Below are 15,023 nucleotides of genomic sequence, written 5' to 3' on the forward strand. Positions count from 1 at the left end.
CGGGACGGGGTGGGGCGGCGTCAGGCACGCCAGTGCGGGTTGTAACCGCTGGTGAGCTTGCGCTTGTTGTGGCGCCACTTGGGCTCGTGGTTCACCATGTCGTTGGTCAGGCCGCGCAGCCGTCGGATGACCGCCCCGTAGGGCCGGATCACCATCGACGACAGCGTGCCGCCCGGGGGCTCGTCCATGAACGGCATGAAGGCGTCGGGGAAACTGGGCATCGTGCAGCCGATGCAGATGCCGCCGACGTTCGGGCAGCCGCCGATGCCGGCCATCCAGCCGCGCTTGGGCACGTTGCAGTTGACGACCGGGCCCCAGCAGCCCACCTTCACCTGGCACTTGGGGGAGTTGTAGTCCTTCGCGAAGTCGGCCTGCTCGTAGTACGCGGCCCGGTCACAGCCCTCATGGACGGTCTTCCCGAACAGCCACTGGGGACGCAGCATGTGGTCCAGCGGCGGCGGGGGAGCGGCACCGGCCGCGTGCTGGAGCACCCAGACGAGGGTCTCCATGAAGTTCTCCGGCTGGATGGGACAGCCGGGCACGTTGACGACAGGGAGCCCCGACTGCGCCTTGAAGTCCCAGCCCAGGTAGTCCGCGAGACCCATGCAGCCGGTCGGGTTGCCGGCCATGGCGTGGATCCCGCCGAACGTGGCGCAGGTCCCCGCGGCCACCACCGCCCAGGCCTTGGGCGCGAGCTGGTCGATCCACCAGTTCAGGGTCTGTGGCTCACCGGTGTCCGGGTCGTTGCCGAACGACGTCCAGTAACCGTCCCCCTGGATGATGTTCTGGTTCGGGATCGAACCCTCGATCACCAGGATGAACGGGGCCAGGTCACCGCGGGCCGCCGCCCGGTACGGAGCCAGGAAGTCCTCGCCGCCCAGGCTCGGCGACAGCACCTTGTTGACCAGGTTCACCTTCGGCAGGCCCGGGATGAGCCCGAGCACCACGTCCTCGATGGACGGCTGGCCCGCGGCGGTCAGCGACACGGTGTCGCCGTCGCAGCTCATGCCCTCCGAGATCCAGAGGATGGTGATCTCGTCGAAGCCCTGCCGCGCCTCGGCTCGGCTGGGCTCCCCGCGGACTTCGGTGGTACCGCTCTGTGTGGTCATGTCTGCAACCTCCGTCGCAGCCGGTCTCGGAGTGGGTCGTGGGCTGCCGCGCCGCAGGCGCGGAACAGCCGCTCGGGCATGCGCTGGTCGTGGGCCGTCATCTCAGGGGCGTCCGCCGAACCGTCGTCCGGCGAACCGCCGCTCCTCCGGCCGGTCGGCCGGACGCTGTGGCCGCGGGGACCGCGGCCCGGGTGATCCCACCGGTCCCGTCGGCTCCGGCGCGACCGTGCGCCCGAGCGGTTCGACCTCGTCGGGCCGGAAGTAGTGGAAACGGCCGTACCAGCCGTGCAGTTCGGCGGCCGGATCGTCGTCGACCGTGACCGCCAGGTGGACGCTGCCGTCCACGTCGTGGAAGACCGCGCCGACCCGCGCCGTCCTCCCCTCCAGGAACATGTCCTGCGCGTCGGCGCCCCGGCCGCGCGGGCGCAGCCGTACCCGGCTGCCGCCGCCGACGGACACGCCGTCCACGAGCACGGTGTCGGTCGCCGGGGACAGCCCGTCGTCGCCGCCCTCCTGCCACCAGGCGGGCCGCTCGGCGGGCGGCGGCACCGGCGTCAGGGAACGGATCGCACCGTGCAACCGCTCGAAGACCTCGCGGGGCATGGTGTCGACCCGGTCGAGGATCCGCGCGGCCCGCGGATCGGTGGCCCGGGCCTCGGCCTTCTCCTCGTCGGTCAGCAGCATCGTGCGCAGCGTGAGGATCTCGTCGATCTCCGCGGCGTCGTGCAGATCACCGGGACTCTCCGGCGCCACCTGGGGATGGTCGGGGAGGATGATCGGGGCCGAGAGCAGGACGTCCGCGGTCCCCGTCCCCGAGGGCGGACCGCCGAGAACGGGGAACGTGAACGCGTTCCGGCATTCCCGCGCCTGCTCCGCCAGGCCCTCGGGCGGATCGATCAGCGACACGAACTCCACGCCCTCCCCGCCCACGAGGGTGTGCGTGGCGATCAGCGCCTGTCGCAGTGCCTCATGGCGAGGGGCCCGTGTGTCCGGTGCCTCGCCGGTGTTCTCGGTGCGCACCCGCAGCCGGTACAGCCCCGGCGCGAGCGGTTCCGCCACCACCGTCGTCGCGGCCAGCACCTCCCGGCGCCGCCGCACCGTCCGCCCCGTACCGCCCGGCAGCGGCTCGGACTCCGCTCCGCCGGCCGCTCCCACCGGGGCGGTACGACCACCCCGCACCAGCTCCGCCAGCGGCAGCACCAGCTCCGACTCGCGCGGCACCGCCTCCTCGAACGACAGATGCGCCACGCCGTCCGCCGTCCGCAACGACTCCACCGGCCGGTGGAGTCCGTCCCCGTCGGCCTCCTCGACCTGCTTGTCCTGCATCTGCAGATACCGCACCCTCACCCGTACGACCGCGTCGGCGCGCGGTGCCCGCAGGAGGCATTCGGTCTGCTGGTACCACGAGTCGGCGGAGCCGGAGATCCCCGGGGTGACCGGCCCGTCCCGCTCCACCCAGGCGCGGGGCAGCAGCACGCCGAACTGCCAGCGGACCCGGTTCTTCGCCGAGGACCGGCGGTAGGGGTAGAGCAGGTACCCCTCGTACAGCACGGCGTCGGCGACGGTTCCCATCTGCTCGAAGGCACCGCACGGCAGGCCGGCGTCGTCGCCGTCCTCCAGGGCGGCGAGCACCGCGCCGTCCTCGCCGGTTCCGACCGACATGCCGCCTCCTCATCACGGGTCAGTTCGCACATGCCTTCCACCACGGTCACACCCGTCACAGCCGCTCGCCCCTCCGGCGCACGTCGGTTGGGCCAAGCAGGGGACGGCGGCACATCCGGGTGGTTCGCGCGTCCCCGCCGCCTGGCACGCCGCACTGAAGAACCCCAGGGACTGCCGTCCCCCGCTCCATCCCGTCAGGCAGACCGTGCGAGGTCCAGGCAGCAGCGGACGAAGTCCCACCCGCGTCGGGCTCACTCCGGTGACCGGTCGGCAGGCCACGCCCGGGCGGAAGTAGAACCGCGCCGCGGACTCGGGGGCGAGCGCGATGCCGTCCCCGTTGGCGATCGCGCTCAGCCAGTCGTCGGGCTGCTCGGTGACCGCGCCGAGGCGCACCGGGCGGCTTTCACGCTCGTCCGCGGCCGGCCAGTGCTCGCGCCACGCGTCGGTCCCCTCGGGCGCGGCGACGAACGGCCCGTCCCACAGCTCGCGGAAGGCGATCCCGGCGCGCGGGTTCCCAGCCGGCGTCCGTGAGCGCCATGCCGGTGGGCGAGCGGTCGAAGAGCCGTACACCGAGCTGGGTCTCCAGCTGCCGGATCCGCTTGGTCAGGGTCAGGAAATACCGCCTTGGCCGTCTCGGGCGCGCCCCGCCGGGCTGCCCCTTCGCTCGAAGCCCCTTCGCTCGAAAGGTCCGTTGTCGTGGAACTCGCCCATGTAGGTTCACATGACGCACGGGCCGACTCTCACGGCAGGTGCTCCAGGGCGACCAGGGCCGCGTCGTCGTCGAGGTCGCCGTGCACGTGGTGCAGGAGGTCGCGGCGCAGGGCGGTCACCATCGCCTCCAGCGGTCGGCCGGCGTGTGCGTGCACCGGGGCGGCCAGGTCGTGGAAGCGCCCCCGGCGGTCGCGGCCCTCGATGAAGCCGTCGGTGTACAGCACCAGACGGTCGCCCGGGGCGAACGGCACCGTCTGGGCGACCGGTTCCGCCTGCAGCAGATCGCCCAGGCCGAGCGGCGCGCCGGGCCGGTCGGGCTCGTACGCCCTCACCTCGCCCGCGTGCACGACGTACGGCTCGGGATGACCGCAGTGCACGATGCGGGCCACGGACTCGCTGGGCGGGAACTCCACCAGGAGCGCCGTCGCGAACCGTTCCGTGAACAGCGCGCCCGCGTCACCACCGTCGGGTCCGCCCGTGTCCGGGGCGCCGTCCAGCGCGGCGATGTGCCGACGAGCCCGTTCGTCCAGGTGCTCCGCCACCCGCATCAACGACGGCTCGCGGTACGCCAGTTCGCGGAACGCGCCGAGCAGGGTCGCCGACGCGCCGACGGCTTCCAGCCCCTTGCCCCGTACGTCGCCGATCACGATCCGCGTGCCGTACGGCGTCGGCAGCGCCTCGTAGAAATCGCCGCCGATCCGCGCCTCCGACTCGGCCGGCAGATACACACCGCTCAGGGCGATCGAGTCGATCCGGTGGGGGAGAGGGTGCATCAGGGCGCGCTGTGCCGTCTCGGCGACGGAGCGGACCTGACGGAGCTGCCGTTCCCGGCGCTGCCGCAGGGAGCACGCGGCCAGCGAGGCGAGTCCGACCACGAACAGGCTGCCGAGGGTGACGTCGGCGTCCGGGCGTCCGCAGCTGCCGGCGTCCCACTGGAGCAGCCCGGTGATCACGAGCACGGCGCAGGCCAGTACCGCCGTCGCCCGCCAGGGGAGCAGGGCGGCGGCCAGCACCGGGACGGCGGCCATCACCGGCGACACGTGCAGCCAGTCCGGGGTGAGCAGGTCGGTGAGGGCGACGACCACCATGAGCAGCACGGGGGCCGGGGCCAGGAGCGCGCGGGAGCCCGGGCGGCAGGTCCAGGGTGCCGGTGTACGGCGCGCGGGTGCGGCGGCCCGCTCGGTGGTCGTGTCCGGGAGGCCGGTGGTGTGAGGGGTCATCGTCGCGGTGAGGGCCGAAGCGGGTCGAGGAGCCGGTGGGCTCGGTCGGGCGGGGCGGGTGCGGGCGCCGACAGGCAGGTCAGGGCCGACTCCAGGGGGCGCAGGAGGCACTGGTCCGGGGCGGCCGTGCCGGCGGGACCCCGGCCGGGGGCGCCGAGCCGGGCGAGGGCCTGGCGTGCGGCGGGCAGGGCGGGGTGCGGCCGGCCGCCGCGGCAGGAGTAGGCGCACAGGGCGGTCGTCCGCAGCAGACGGGCGTACGGCTGCGCGAAGGCGGGCCCGGGGCGGGTGCCCTCGGCCGCGCCGGGGTGGACGTCGAGCAGCCGGCCCGTGGCGGTCACCTGCCCGGCCACGTCGGTCAGCGTGCGCAGCACCCGGTGATCCAGGTGCCAGCGGCGGCGCCGGGCGGTCGGCCGGACGTTCCAGCGCAGGCTCTCGTGTGCCTCGTCCACGGCGGTGCGGGCCCGGGTCAGTGCCGTGCCGAGGTCGTCCTCCCAGGCCGCGCCGAGTCTGTTGCTCGGCCGCTCGTGCCGTACGACCGCGTCGGCCAGGCCGTCCAGGTGCCGGGCGATCAGCAGCCGCAGCTCCTCCAGCGCCCGTTCGGCGGACCGTACGCGCACGGCGGGGAACAGCAGCACGCTGCACGCCAACCCGAAGCCGATGCCGAGCACGATCTCCGCCAGGTGTGCTCCCAGTTCACCGGGGTGGCGGCCACGGACCAGGGCGAAGGTGAGCAGGGCGGTCGCCGGGACGTGCAGGCCGTGGTGGCCGAGGAAGCCGTGCCGGGCCAGCAGCACGGAGACGAAGACGACGAGGGCCAGGCCCGCCATGCCGGGCTCGGCGTACAGCGCGCCGGGTACGGCGACCAGCACGCCGAGCAGGCAGCCGACGGTGTAGCGGGTGGCGGCGGAGACCGTGGCCACCACCGTCGTCTCGACGATGAGCAGCGCGGCGACGGCGCCCGCGTAGGGATCGGAGATGTGCAGCAGCGTCGCGCAGGTCTGCCAGGTCAGACCGGCCGCCACCGTGGCGCGCGCGGCCTCGGCGCCGCCGGCCTGTCCGATCCGTGCCATGAGAGCGGGCAACCGTGCGCTGTGCATGCTCGTCCCTCCCCTTCCCTTTCCGTATCCGGTCGGACAAGGCCGCCAAGGATAATCGGACAAATGCCAAATATGGCAAATAAGGAATATGTAGGGGCGGTCATTGCTCGGCTTGTGTATGTCCCGTTCAAATCTCAACAGCTAGGCGCGTGTTCGGGCCTCTGGTGGTGCCGGCGGGGGTCGTCGCGTCCGCCGGCGGCATGGCCCGAGGGTGCTGGGCGGCCTCGGCGGCGGTGTAGGAGGAGGCGAAGGTGAAGGCGCGGGGGGATGGTCCGTGGGCTCGTAGGTCCGCCAGTCGTTCCATGGCCTCGTCGACGGTCGGGAGGTGACCGGCGGGGATCCACCAGAGCACGAGGTGCGCCTCGACGTGCCGCTCGAACCAATCGCGGCGTCGCTGCATCGCCTCAAGGTGCCCGCTGCGATAGGTGAAGTCCCACAGGGCCTGCTGGTTCTCCCACACCGACAGGGTGACGATGACGTTCTCGCCCGCCGGGCGCAGGCCGGTGGCGTCGGGCTTCCCGTCCTCCGTCAGCCGCCACACGAAGCCGGGTGCGTCGTCGGCGGCGGCGTTGATCGGGTCGAGCATGTCCACGAAAGGTGCCGTGCGGGGGTCGTCGAGGGGGTGGCGGAGCGTGGCGACGTTGAAGTGGGCCAGGTGGACGGCGCGCGGGGATGAGGTCATGGCCTCATCCCAGCACGGCCCCCTTTCTATGTCAATGATGATTGTCTTTAGAAGCCTCGACCACCACGCAGCACTCCCCGGGCCGGGCGTCCATGCGGGCACGGACCGGACCGTCCGTGCCGAGCAGCCCCTCCAGCAATGCCAGATTCATGCCGCAGACCAGCGGCGGGAAGCGTTCGGCGACGGCATGGAAGGGGCAGTTGCGCATGCGCACGACGTGCGCGGCTGTCCCGGCCGCCCCCTGGGCGCCTTCGGCGCCTTCCATGTGCGGTTCGTAGCCGCGGGCGGCCAGCAACTCCATGGCCTCTTCGAGACCGCCGCAGGGTGCCGCCGAGCCGCGCAGCGCCTCACCCCGGCGTCGCGCAGCCGCGCAGAGGCCGGCATCCAGCCCGGCCTCCTCGGCGGCCTCGGCGAGCAGCTCCGCGGCGGTGCGGTAGTCGCGGGCCGGCAGCGACACCGTTCGCTCGGCCCGCGCCCGCGTGTAGACCTTGGCGGGACGGCCCGCCCCCGGCCCCGAGCGACCCGTCAGGCGCCGGCTGCCGCTCTCCAGCAGGCCGACGTCGGCGAGCTTGTCCAGATGGTGCGCAGCGAGAGTGCGCGCCACCCCGGCCGCCTCGGCGGCCTCGTTGCGGCCGACCTCGCGGCCCTGCGCCACCACGTACTCGTACAGGCGCCGCCGCACGGGATCCTGCAGCGCCGCGATCGCTTCGATGTCCTCCACCCGGCCATTCTAGGAACAACCCAGGTCGGAGATAGAAACGCGGAACATCGTGTGCGCATGTCAGGAGTCCCGGGACGACGAGGATCTGGGCCGGTGGCTTGGGCTCGCCATGGGGCAGGCGGACAAGGGGTTTCCGCTCGAACTGCTCGCGGCGGTCGGCCAGACCCTGGCGCTTGAGCCGAGCATGTCCGGTCCGTCATGAGCGGAGCCAGCTGATCGCTGCTGCCGGGATCGTGCGGCGGACGCCGCGACGTCGTAGATACCCGCGGTACGGGCCGTTGCTGCAGGCCCCAGCCGCGTGCCGATGCGGCCGCACAACGGTGGAGTCCACAGCGATGTCCCAGCCGATCCCGCCCACGGCGTCAGCCGCGGCCCGTACCTGCTGCAGCAGGCGTTCCCACGTGCCGTCGGCCGGCAGAAACGCCGAGCTGCCTGGCGCGGGGCATGACGATCGCCTCCAGGGCCCACGGGTCGCCGCCGCCCGTGCGAGGCAAGCTGCCGCCCCTACGGCACGTCGCCGAGGGCGGAGATCGCGGCGGGACCGTGCCCGGCGGCTGTCAGGGGCTTGTCGATGTCGGCCGCCAGGTCGGGGAGATGGCCGAAGAGGACGTCGGCGGGCCCGTCCACCCGCACCTCTCCCAGCGCCGCCGGCAGCAGCAGAGTCCGCGCCCGGTCCAGGCGGCCGGTCCAGCCGCCGGCAGCGACGGTGACCGGAGGACCGGCGTTGGTGAGGCCTGGGCCGTGGTGAAGCCGCGGGTGAGGGAAGCGGTGCTGCCGGCGGCCCAGCGCTCCAGGGCGAAATACGGCCCCGCACACGTGCGCACCACGGAGTCCGCCTGCGGGATGCTCAGCCCCGGCTGGAACTCCGGCCGCGGACCGGGCCGCCACTCCTCCAGCAACCGTTCGATGTTCGCCTCACGCTCCCGTTCGCCCAGGGGCGCGCCGTCCTCCATCCGCCACGGCATGGCGTGCTGCTGGATGTCGGACGTCTGCTCGATCTCGTACACCAGCGTGCCCGGCCCGAAGCTGTGCAGGGTCCCGCCGGGGACGTAGACGGTCTGCCCGCGCGTACCGGCAGACGGCGCATGACCGCGTCGAAGTCCTGCGCGAACAGGGCCCGGCGCAGCCGCTCGCGGTCGACTCCGGGGCGGGTCCCGACCAGCGCGGTGGCGCCGGGTACGGCGTCCAGGACGTGCCAGGCCTCCGTCTTGCCGTGCGGCTCGCCCTCCAGGCGCCGGGCGGTGGTGTCGTCGGCGTGCAGATGCACGGGCAGGGGCCCGGTTGCGTCGATGAACTGGTGAGCAGCGGAAAGCGCGGGCCGTGCGGGCGGTCGCCCAGCGGGGCGTCCGGGTGCTCCGCCATGAGCCGGCGCAGGCTCCGTCCGGCGAGCGGGCCCTCGGTGACCGTGCGCCCTCGCCGTCGACACCGCTCACCTCCCAGGTCTCGGCGACCCGGCCCGCCGGCAGACCCGTGCGCCCCAGCCGGCCGGCCAGAGCCCGACCGCCGAAGACATGCTGCTCGACCGGTGTGCTGAGGCCCGGCGGATACCAGGTCACCGGGCCCGGCATCTCAGCCGGCCGTGTTGTCGACGCGTAGGCGTACCTGCTCCTCCAGACGCCTGAGGCTGCCGTCGAGTGCGTCGTACACCGCCTGCTCGCCGGGGTCGTGACCGTCGTCGAAGAACGACAGGTGCACCGTCACCTCGCTGGCGCCGCTGCCGATCCCGGCCACCTGCAGCCAACCGGCGTAGCTGCCCTGCTCCCGGGTCCCCCACTCCAGCCGCATCTGGTCGGGCTCGGATCGCAGCAGCGCGGGCATGTCCTCGCCGGAGATGTCCTCGTGCACGGTCACGGCGGGCGGGTCCTCGGCGTCCACGTGCAGGGCGTCCGGGAGCCACGCGTCGAGCTGGCCTAGGTTGGCCGCCTGGTCGAAGACCTGCTCGGGCTGTGCGGGCATCGTGCGGGACCGTTCGTACTCGCCCATGGTGCTACCGCCCCTCCACTCGGAAGTCGTACCCCCACCGCGTGCCCCTTCCGGCGCGAGCGAAAAGCCCCACCGGCCGGCCCCACGGAACGAGCCGCGTGCGCCGCCAACTTGTCTGGTCAAGTTTGGTCGTGGTTCTTCCGCTCGACAGCGGCGTCCCGTACTCATGTCCCGTTCGTTGCGCACAGCCAGGCCGTGCGGACAGCACTCCTCACGGCATCCTCACCCACACGACGAGGTACCACGTATGAGACTGCGCTCCAGATCCCTCGGCGGGCTCCTGGCCCTCCTCGGTGCACTGATCGTCGCCGCTCCCGCCCCCGCACGGGCGGCCGGGAGCAGCGGCAACCTGATCGTCAACGGCGATGCGGAGAGCGGCGGTTACTGCACCCAGGACTGGGCTGCGGCCACCACGGTCCCGGGCTGGACCACCCAGGCCGGCGGACCGGACGTCATGTGTCACAGCGTCGCCTCGTTCGGGCTGCCGAGCGACGGCGGGACACCGGGCAGGGCGTTCTTCGGGCCGGGCAACTTCGGCGACGGCTCCATGAGCCAGACCGTCGACGTCTCCTCGGCCGCCGCCGCCATCGACGGCGGCGGTGTGCACTACGACCTCTCCGGCTGGCTGGGCGGCTGGACCACCTACAGCGGACACGCCGCCGTGAGCCTGCACTTCCACGACGGCAGCGGCCGTCCGGTCGGCGCCACCGCCAAGCTGCCCACCGTGTCCGCGAGCGACCGGGGCCTGGCCACCAAGTTCCTCTCGCGCAGCGCCACCGGCGCGGTCCCCGGCGGCACCCGGTCCATCCAGGTCGAGGTGCAGTTCCTGTCGACCAGCAGCGAGACCGGCTACCTCGACAACCTCTCCCTCACCCTCGACACCCCGGTCACCGCACCCGCCCCGCTGGCCCCGCCCGTCTCCAAGGTCCCCGGCTACGACCATGTCTTCATGGTCATGATGGAGAACACGGACTACTCCGAGGTCATGAACGACCCCGCGGACACGCCGTACATGCACAGCCTCATGTCCCAGGGCGCCACGCTCACCGACTTCCACGGCGTCTACCACCCGAGCGACGAGAACTACCTCGCCATTGCCGGCGGCGACACCTACGCCAAGGGCGCCACCTACTTCCCCGACATCAACTCCCCCCAGCGCAACCTCGGCGACACCGTCGAAGCGGCCGGCAAGACGTGGAAAGCCTATGAGCAGGGCATGGGCACGCCCTGCAACACCAAGAACAACAACGACAGTTACTACGAGCCCGACGACGCGCCCTTCATCAACTACACCGACATCAGCGGTGACGCCCCACGCTGCGCGGCCCACCTGTTCGACACCACCCAGCTGACCACCGACCTGAAGTCCGCGGCCACCACACCGAACTTCTCCTGGATCGCCGCCGACGACTACTACGACGGTGAGGCCTCCGGCAACGGCAACGCCACCAGCCTGAGGACACAGGACGGCTGGCTGAAGCAGACCCTCGCCCCGGTCCTCGCCTCCCCGGCCTGGACCCAGCAGCGCTCCCTGTTGATCCTGACCTGGGACGAGAGCCAGAACGAGGGCTACAACCACATCGTCACCACCCTCGTCGGCTCCCAGGGCACCGTCCCGGCCGGCACCAGCAGCCCGCTGCACTACGACCACTACGGCATCGGCCGCACCATCGAGGCGGCCCTCGGCCTGCCCGGTCTCACGGCCAACGACACCTACGCGACACCGCTCAACGCCGCGTTCGCCCCGTCCAGCGCGAGCACACCGACGCTCACCGGCGACCTGAACGCGGTCTCCGACGGCGGCAACGTCACCGTGCGCTACTCGGTGCCGTCGACGGCCCAGGTGAACACCAAGAACTGGATCGGCATCTATCCGGCGGGCGTCACCCCGGGCAAACAGTCCTCGCTCACCTGGTCCTATGCCCCGAACGCCAGCGGTGCCCCGACCTTCTCGACCGGCAAACTGAACGGAGCGGGGAAGTACGACGTGTACTACCTGGCCAACGACGGCTACTCGGTCCTGGCCGGCCCGTTCTCCCTGGCCGTCGGCTGACCGCTCCGGAAAGAAACGGGCCCACGCGCATTCGCGCGGTGAAGCAGCCCACGGGGTGACCTCAACCCCTGGCCGGCCGCTCTCTGCCGTCGCCACTCGGTGAGCGCGTGGGCCCGGTGGCCGTACTCGAAGGCCTCGCCGAGCGGTCCGACCCGTGCGACGGCCGGGGCGGCCTGCCGTCCGCCGTGTGCGCGGCGAGCCCGGCCCGATGGGCGAACAGGGCGGCCTGGACGCGGTTCTCCAGACCCAGCCGGGTCAGGATGCGGTTGATCCGGCTCTTGACGGTCGCCTCGCTGAGCCCGAGGTCCGCGGCGATCCGTGCGTTGGACAGTCCCCGCGCGACCAGCACGAGGACCTGGATCTCGCGTTCGGTGAGTGCGCCGGCCTCCGGGTCCGGGGCCGGCGCGTGGGAGAGGAGAGCGGGCGGCAGTGCGGTGACCGTGTCGATCAGACGCCGGGTGACGCTCGGCGCGAGCACGGACTCGCCGTCGGCCGCGGCGCGAATGGCCTCGGCGAGCTGGTCGGGCCGGCTGTTCTTCAGCAGGAAGCCGACGGCCCCGGCGCGCAGCGCGGCATGGACGTACTCGTCCAGGTCGAAGGTGGTCAGCACCAGCACCCGCGGCACCGGCCCCGGGCCGGGCCAGTCCTGGACGATACGCCGGGTCGCCTCGACGCCGGTCGTGCCCGGCATCCGTACGTCCATCAGCACCACGTCCGGCCGCAGCGCCTCGGCCCGGGCGACGGCCTGCTCGCCGTCGGCTGCCTCGCCGACCACCGACAGCCCCTCCCGGCGGTCGATGACGAGACGCAGAGCGGTCCGCACGATCTCCTGGTCGTCCACGACGAGCACGCGTACGGTCATCCGTCCTCCTGAGCCGATCCAGGACCCCGCGCGGACAGGACGGCACGCAGGTGCCAGCCGCCGTCCGGACCGGGCCCGGCGTGCAGGGTGCCGTCGAATGCCGCCACCCGTTCCCGCATTCCGACGAGCCCGCGTCCGGCTCCGGGCACCGGCCGGTGGCCCGGGGCCGGCGCGTCGTTGTCCACCTCGATCGTCAGGCGCGCCTCGTCACCGTGTACGGCGATCCGCACGCCGACCGGACCGGCGTGCTTGACCACGTTGGTCAGCGCCTCCTGGACGATGCGGTAGGCCGAGACCTGCATCCCGGCCGGCAGCGCGTCCCCGGCGCGTGTCTCGCAGACACAGGTGACCCGGCAGCCCGCCGAGGTCGCGACGCCGATGAGCAGGTCCAGGTGGTCCAGGGACGGCTCGGGCGCGAGGCCGCGTTCACCGAAGGAGAGCAGCCCGAGCAGCCGCCGCATCTCGGTGAGCGCCGTGTCCGCGGTCCGCGCGATGAGACCGACACCGTGCGCGGCCTCGTCCGCATCGGGCGGACGCGAGGTCAGAACGTCCTCGGCGGCGCGTGCCTGGAGGGCGATCGCGCTGACGTGGTGGGCGACGACGTCGTGCAGGTCGCGGGCGATGCGGGCCCGCTCGGTGAGCACGGCCTGCCGGGCGTTGAGCTCCCGTTCGGCCGCGAGCCGCCGGTTGAGTTCGCGCAGGCGTTCCGCGGCGGAGTCGATCCGGCGCCGTCCGTGGCCCAGCAGCCAGGCCAGGGCGAAGAAGAACGCGAACGTCGTGACGCTGATCGGCTCCAGGGAGCCGGGACGGGGCGGCTGCCAGTGTCCGGTCAGGGCGTCCGTGACGGCGGCGGTGACGAGGACGGACCCGGTGAGCGGCACGCTCGCCGGCGCGGGTGCGTGCCGCGCCACGGCGTAGACGCCGATCATCAGCAGGAACGGCCCGGGGATCTTCCCGGGGATCGGACCGAGCGCCTGGAAGACGACGTACACCGCGGTCATCGAGAGGAGGGCGGTCCGCGGATGCGTCCGCCGCCACAGCAGCGGCACGGTCTGCGCGCCCCACAGCGCCACGCCCCACACCGGCGGCCGTGGGGTGCGGTCCAGCACCGTGGCCATGTCGAGCAGGGTGAGGCCGCCGCCCCACAGCGCATCCGTCAGACGCGGTCGGTCGGCGAGCCACAGCTGTGCGGCTCGGGGCAGGGCGTTCACCTGGGTGGTCATCGGTCCGTCAGGCTAGACGACGCGGACGCAGGGCCGGATCCGCCGTGGGGCGCGCATCGAAAGATGCGTCAGCGCGCCGAGGATCGGCATCCGGGCCGAGGCCCGGCGGGGGTGAGCCGCCCTAGCGTCCGGACCATGACGAACACAGCCCCACCGGCACCGCCCCGCCCGACGGACCGGACGGAAGAACCGTCCTCGCCGCCGGCTCGCGCCCACCGGCACGTCTGGTCTCTCCTGCTGCTCGGCACCGGGACGATGCTCTTCGCGGTCGGGGGCCGATGGGACATCACGGCCGCCGCCTGGATCTTCCCCGTCCTCCTCCTGCGCTTCACACGGCTGAGCCGCGCCTGGCCCGGAGCGCTGTGGATCTGGCCGGCGCACCTCGGGGCCGCCGTCTTCTGGATCCAGGAGTCGGCGATCGGCTTCAACGCCGTGGTGCTCGCCGGGGCCCTCGCCCTGTCCGCCCTGCAGACGCTGCCCTTCCTGGCCGACCGACTGCTGGCGAACCGGCTGCGACCGGCGCCGGCCGCACTGGTCTTCCCGGCCGGTGTCGCCGCCGCCGAGTTCCTGATCACCCTGCTGTCCCCGTTCGGCACGGCCTACGGCTCCCTGGCCGTCACCCAGCACGCGGACCTGCCCCTGCTCCAGGTCGTCTCGGTCACCGGCCCCTGGGGCATCGGCTTCCTCATCGGTTACGTGGCGAGCACGGTCAACCGCATCTGGGGCCACGGGGACCGCCCCTCCTGGCGCGGCGGCCTCGTCTGCATCGCCGTCCTGCTCAGTGTCCTGCTCGCCGGCGGTGCCCGGCTCGCCTTCCTCCCGCCCCAGGGCACGACCGTACGGATCGCCGGCATCAGTCCGTCCCGCGCCGTGACCGAGCGGCTGCGGGCCACGCTCGCCCGGTTGGCCGACGGCCCCGGTGGCGTCGCCGCTGCCCCCGCCTCGGCGGTACGGCCGGCGATGACCGCGGTCGAGAACGACCTGCTGGCCGCGACCCGGCGCGAGGCCGCCGCGGGCGCGAAGATCGTGATCTGGCCCGAGGAAGCCGTCAGGACCCAGGAGCCGCAAAGGTCCGCCGCCCTCGCCGCCGCCCGGGCAGAGGCCCGCCGCTCGCGCATCTACCTGGAGATCGGGGTGCGCGTCTACAGCACCACCGCACCCGCCTACGGCCGGGACGAGGCACTCCTCATCGACCCGCGTGGCACGGTGCTGTGGACCTACCAGAAGGCCCGCCCCATCCCCGGTTCGGAGCGGTTCACGCCCGGCGACGGCCAGGTGCCGGTGGTCCGCACCCCGTACGGCCGGCTCGCGAACGTCATCTGCTACGACGCCGACTTCCCGGCCCTGGTGCGTACCCGCGCCGACATCATGCTCGTACCCGCGCACGACTGGAAGGAGTACGGCGGCGCCCACACCGACAAGGCGGCCCTGGCCGCCGTCGAGGGCGGCTACTCCCTGGTCCGCCAGGACGCGGAGGGCGTCTCGGCCGCCTTCGACGACGAGGGTCACGTCCTCGCCACCACCGACTACTTCACGAGCGGCCGCCAGACCACGGTCGCCTACGTGCCCGTACGAGGCGTCACCACGGTCTACGACCGCGTCGGCGACACCTTCGCCTGGCTCTGTCTGGCCGCTCTGGCGGCGCTCACCGGCACCGCCCTCGTCCGCCCGCGCCGCCCGGTGGACCGGTGACGACGGGC

14 protein-coding genes and 1 pseudogene are annotated in these 15,023 nt (G+C 72.9%); 3 read left to right on the forward strand and 12 right to left on the reverse strand.

The window, feature by feature from the left end; genetic code table 11:
* Positions 1 to 20 precede the first annotated feature (20 nt).
* The 8 genes and pseudogenes from ACIGXP_RS13125 to ACIGXP_RS13160 form a co-directional block, all read right to left on the reverse strand.
* Complete coding sequence (locus ACIGXP_RS13125) at positions 21 to 1,109, reverse strand: hydrogenase expression protein HypE (protein ID WP_399767504.1); 1,089 nt, start codon at positions 1,107 to 1,109, stop codon at positions 21 to 23.
* A gap of 102 nt (positions 1,110 to 1,211) precedes the next feature.
* Positions 1,212 to 2,771, reverse strand: a complete 1,560-nt coding sequence (locus ACIGXP_RS13130) for a hypothetical protein (RefSeq protein WP_399767507.1) — start codon at positions 2,769 to 2,771, stop codon at positions 1,212 to 1,214.
* Positions 2,772 to 3,002: 231 nt separating this feature from the next.
* Positions 3,003 to 3,278: pseudogene (locus ACIGXP_RS13135) on the reverse strand (LysR substrate-binding domain-containing protein); the annotation flags it as partial.
* A complete protein-coding gene (locus tag ACIGXP_RS13140) occupies positions 3,175 to 3,501 on the reverse strand; it encodes a LysR family transcriptional regulator (RefSeq protein WP_399767510.1) in 327 nt (108 codons plus the stop codon). The gene ACIGXP_RS13140 and the pseudogene ACIGXP_RS13135, both read right to left, overlap by 104 nt.
* Before the next feature lie 10 nt (positions 3,502 to 3,511).
* On the reverse strand, positions 3,512 to 4,702 hold the full coding sequence (locus tag ACIGXP_RS13145; RefSeq protein WP_399767513.1) for a PP2C family protein-serine/threonine phosphatase: 1,191 nt from the start codon (positions 4,700 to 4,702) through the stop codon (positions 3,512 to 3,514).
* Entirely contained in the window at positions 4,699 to 5,799 is a 1,101-nt protein-coding gene (locus ACIGXP_RS13150; protein ID WP_399767516.1) for an aromatic acid exporter family protein, read from the reverse strand. Before ACIGXP_RS13150 ends, ACIGXP_RS13145 begins: the two co-directional genes overlap by 4 nt.
* Before the next feature lie 127 nt (positions 5,800 to 5,926).
* Entirely contained in the window at positions 5,927 to 6,481 is a 555-nt protein-coding gene (locus ACIGXP_RS13155) for a DUF3291 domain-containing protein (protein WP_399767519.1), read from the reverse strand.
* A 31-nt stretch (positions 6,482 to 6,512) separates the two neighbouring features.
* Positions 6,513 to 7,202 (reverse strand): helix-turn-helix transcriptional regulator, encoded by a 690-nt coding sequence (locus tag ACIGXP_RS13160; protein ID WP_399767522.1) that lies wholly within the window; start codon positions 7,200 to 7,202, stop codon positions 6,513 to 6,515.
* Positions 7,203 to 7,251: 49 nt separating this feature from the next.
* Here ACIGXP_RS13160 and ACIGXP_RS13165 point away from each other — a divergent pair, with 49 nt between their 5' ends.
* Positions 7,252 to 7,404, forward strand: coding sequence for a hypothetical protein (locus ACIGXP_RS13165; RefSeq protein WP_399767525.1), 153 nt, complete (start codon positions 7,252 to 7,254; stop codon positions 7,402 to 7,404).
* A 302-nt stretch (positions 7,405 to 7,706) separates the two neighbouring features.
* On the opposite strand, the gene ACIGXP_RS13170 is transcribed toward ACIGXP_RS13165, so the two are convergent.
* Positions 7,707 to 8,018 (reverse strand): hypothetical protein, encoded by a 312-nt coding sequence (locus ACIGXP_RS13170; RefSeq protein WP_399767528.1) that lies wholly within the window; start codon positions 8,016 to 8,018, stop codon positions 7,707 to 7,709.
* Positions 8,019 to 8,771: 753 nt separating this feature from the next.
* Positions 8,772 to 9,185, reverse strand: a complete 414-nt coding sequence (locus tag ACIGXP_RS13175; RefSeq protein ID WP_363219525.1) for an SRPBCC family protein — start codon at positions 9,183 to 9,185, stop codon at positions 8,772 to 8,774.
* A 247-nt stretch (positions 9,186 to 9,432) separates the two neighbouring features.
* Between ACIGXP_RS13175 and ACIGXP_RS13180 the strand changes: the two genes are divergently transcribed.
* Positions 9,433 to 11,238: an alkaline phosphatase family protein gene (locus tag ACIGXP_RS13180; RefSeq protein WP_399767531.1), complete on the forward strand. Its 1,806-nt coding sequence runs from the start codon at positions 9,433 to 9,435 to the stop codon at positions 11,236 to 11,238.
* 61 nt (positions 11,239 to 11,299) lie between these two features.
* On the opposite strand, the gene ACIGXP_RS13185 is transcribed toward ACIGXP_RS13180, so the two are convergent.
* Both ACIGXP_RS13185 and ACIGXP_RS13190 read right to left on the reverse strand, forming a co-directional pair.
* On the reverse strand, positions 11,300 to 12,100 hold the full coding sequence (locus tag ACIGXP_RS13185) for a response regulator (RefSeq protein WP_399767534.1): 801 nt from the start codon (positions 12,098 to 12,100) through the stop codon (positions 11,300 to 11,302).
* Positions 12,097 to 13,323 carry a sensor histidine kinase gene (locus ACIGXP_RS13190; RefSeq protein ID WP_399767537.1) on the reverse strand — a complete coding sequence of 409 codons (1,227 nt, stop codon included), beginning with the start codon at positions 13,321 to 13,323 and terminating at the stop codon, positions 12,097 to 12,099. Before ACIGXP_RS13190 ends, ACIGXP_RS13185 begins: the two co-directional genes overlap by 4 nt.
* Before the next feature lie 135 nt (positions 13,324 to 13,458).
* On the opposite strand from ACIGXP_RS13190, the gene ACIGXP_RS13195 reads away from it, so the two are divergent.
* On the forward strand, positions 13,459 to 15,015 hold the full coding sequence (locus tag ACIGXP_RS13195) for a nitrilase-related carbon-nitrogen hydrolase (protein WP_399767540.1): 1,557 nt from the start codon (positions 13,459 to 13,461) through the stop codon (positions 15,013 to 15,015).
* Positions 15,016 to 15,023: the final 8 nt, after the last annotated feature.

The sequence above is a fragment of the Streptomyces sp. NPDC053069 genome (assembly GCF_044546895.1).
Classification (GTDB): domain Bacteria; phylum Actinomycetota; class Actinomycetes; order Streptomycetales; family Streptomycetaceae; genus Streptomyces.

What these genes read in the sequence shown, in the direction of transcription:
- ACIGXP_RS13190 (WP_399767537.1), bottom strand. Translation starts at nt 13,323, where the DNA reads ATGACCACCCAGGTGAACGCCCTGCCCCGAGCCGCACAGCTGTGGCTC.
- ACIGXP_RS13175 (WP_363219525.1), bottom strand. Translation starts at nt 9,185, where the DNA reads ATGGGCGAGTACGAACGGTCCCGCACGATGCCCGCACAGCCCGAGCAG.
- ACIGXP_RS13180 (WP_399767531.1), top strand. Translation starts at nt 9,433, where the DNA reads ATGAGACTGCGCTCCAGATCCCTCGGCGGGCTCCTGGCCCTCCTCGGT.
- ACIGXP_RS13125 (WP_399767504.1), bottom strand. Translation starts at nt 1,109, where the DNA reads ATGACCACACAGAGCGGTACCACCGAAGTCCGCGGGGAGCCCAGCCGA.
- ACIGXP_RS13130 (WP_399767507.1), bottom strand. Translation starts at nt 2,771, where the DNA reads ATGTCGGTCGGAACCGGCGAGGACGGCGCGGTGCTCGCCGCCCTGGAG.
- ACIGXP_RS13145 (WP_399767513.1), bottom strand. Translation starts at nt 4,702, where the DNA reads ATGACCCCTCACACCACCGGCCTCCCGGACACGACCACCGAGCGGGCC.
- ACIGXP_RS13155 (WP_399767519.1), bottom strand. Translation starts at nt 6,481, where the DNA reads ATGACCTCATCCCCGCGCGCCGTCCACCTGGCCCACTTCAACGTCGCC.
- ACIGXP_RS13195 (WP_399767540.1), top strand. Translation starts at nt 13,459, where the DNA reads ATGACGAACACAGCCCCACCGGCACCGCCCCGCCCGACGGACCGGACG.
- ACIGXP_RS13185 (WP_399767534.1), bottom strand. Translation starts at nt 12,100, where the DNA reads ATGACCGTACGCGTGCTCGTCGTGGACGACCAGGAGATCGTGCGGACC.
- ACIGXP_RS13150 (WP_399767516.1), bottom strand. Translation starts at nt 5,799, where the DNA reads ATGCACAGCGCACGGTTGCCCGCTCTCATGGCACGGATCGGACAGGCC.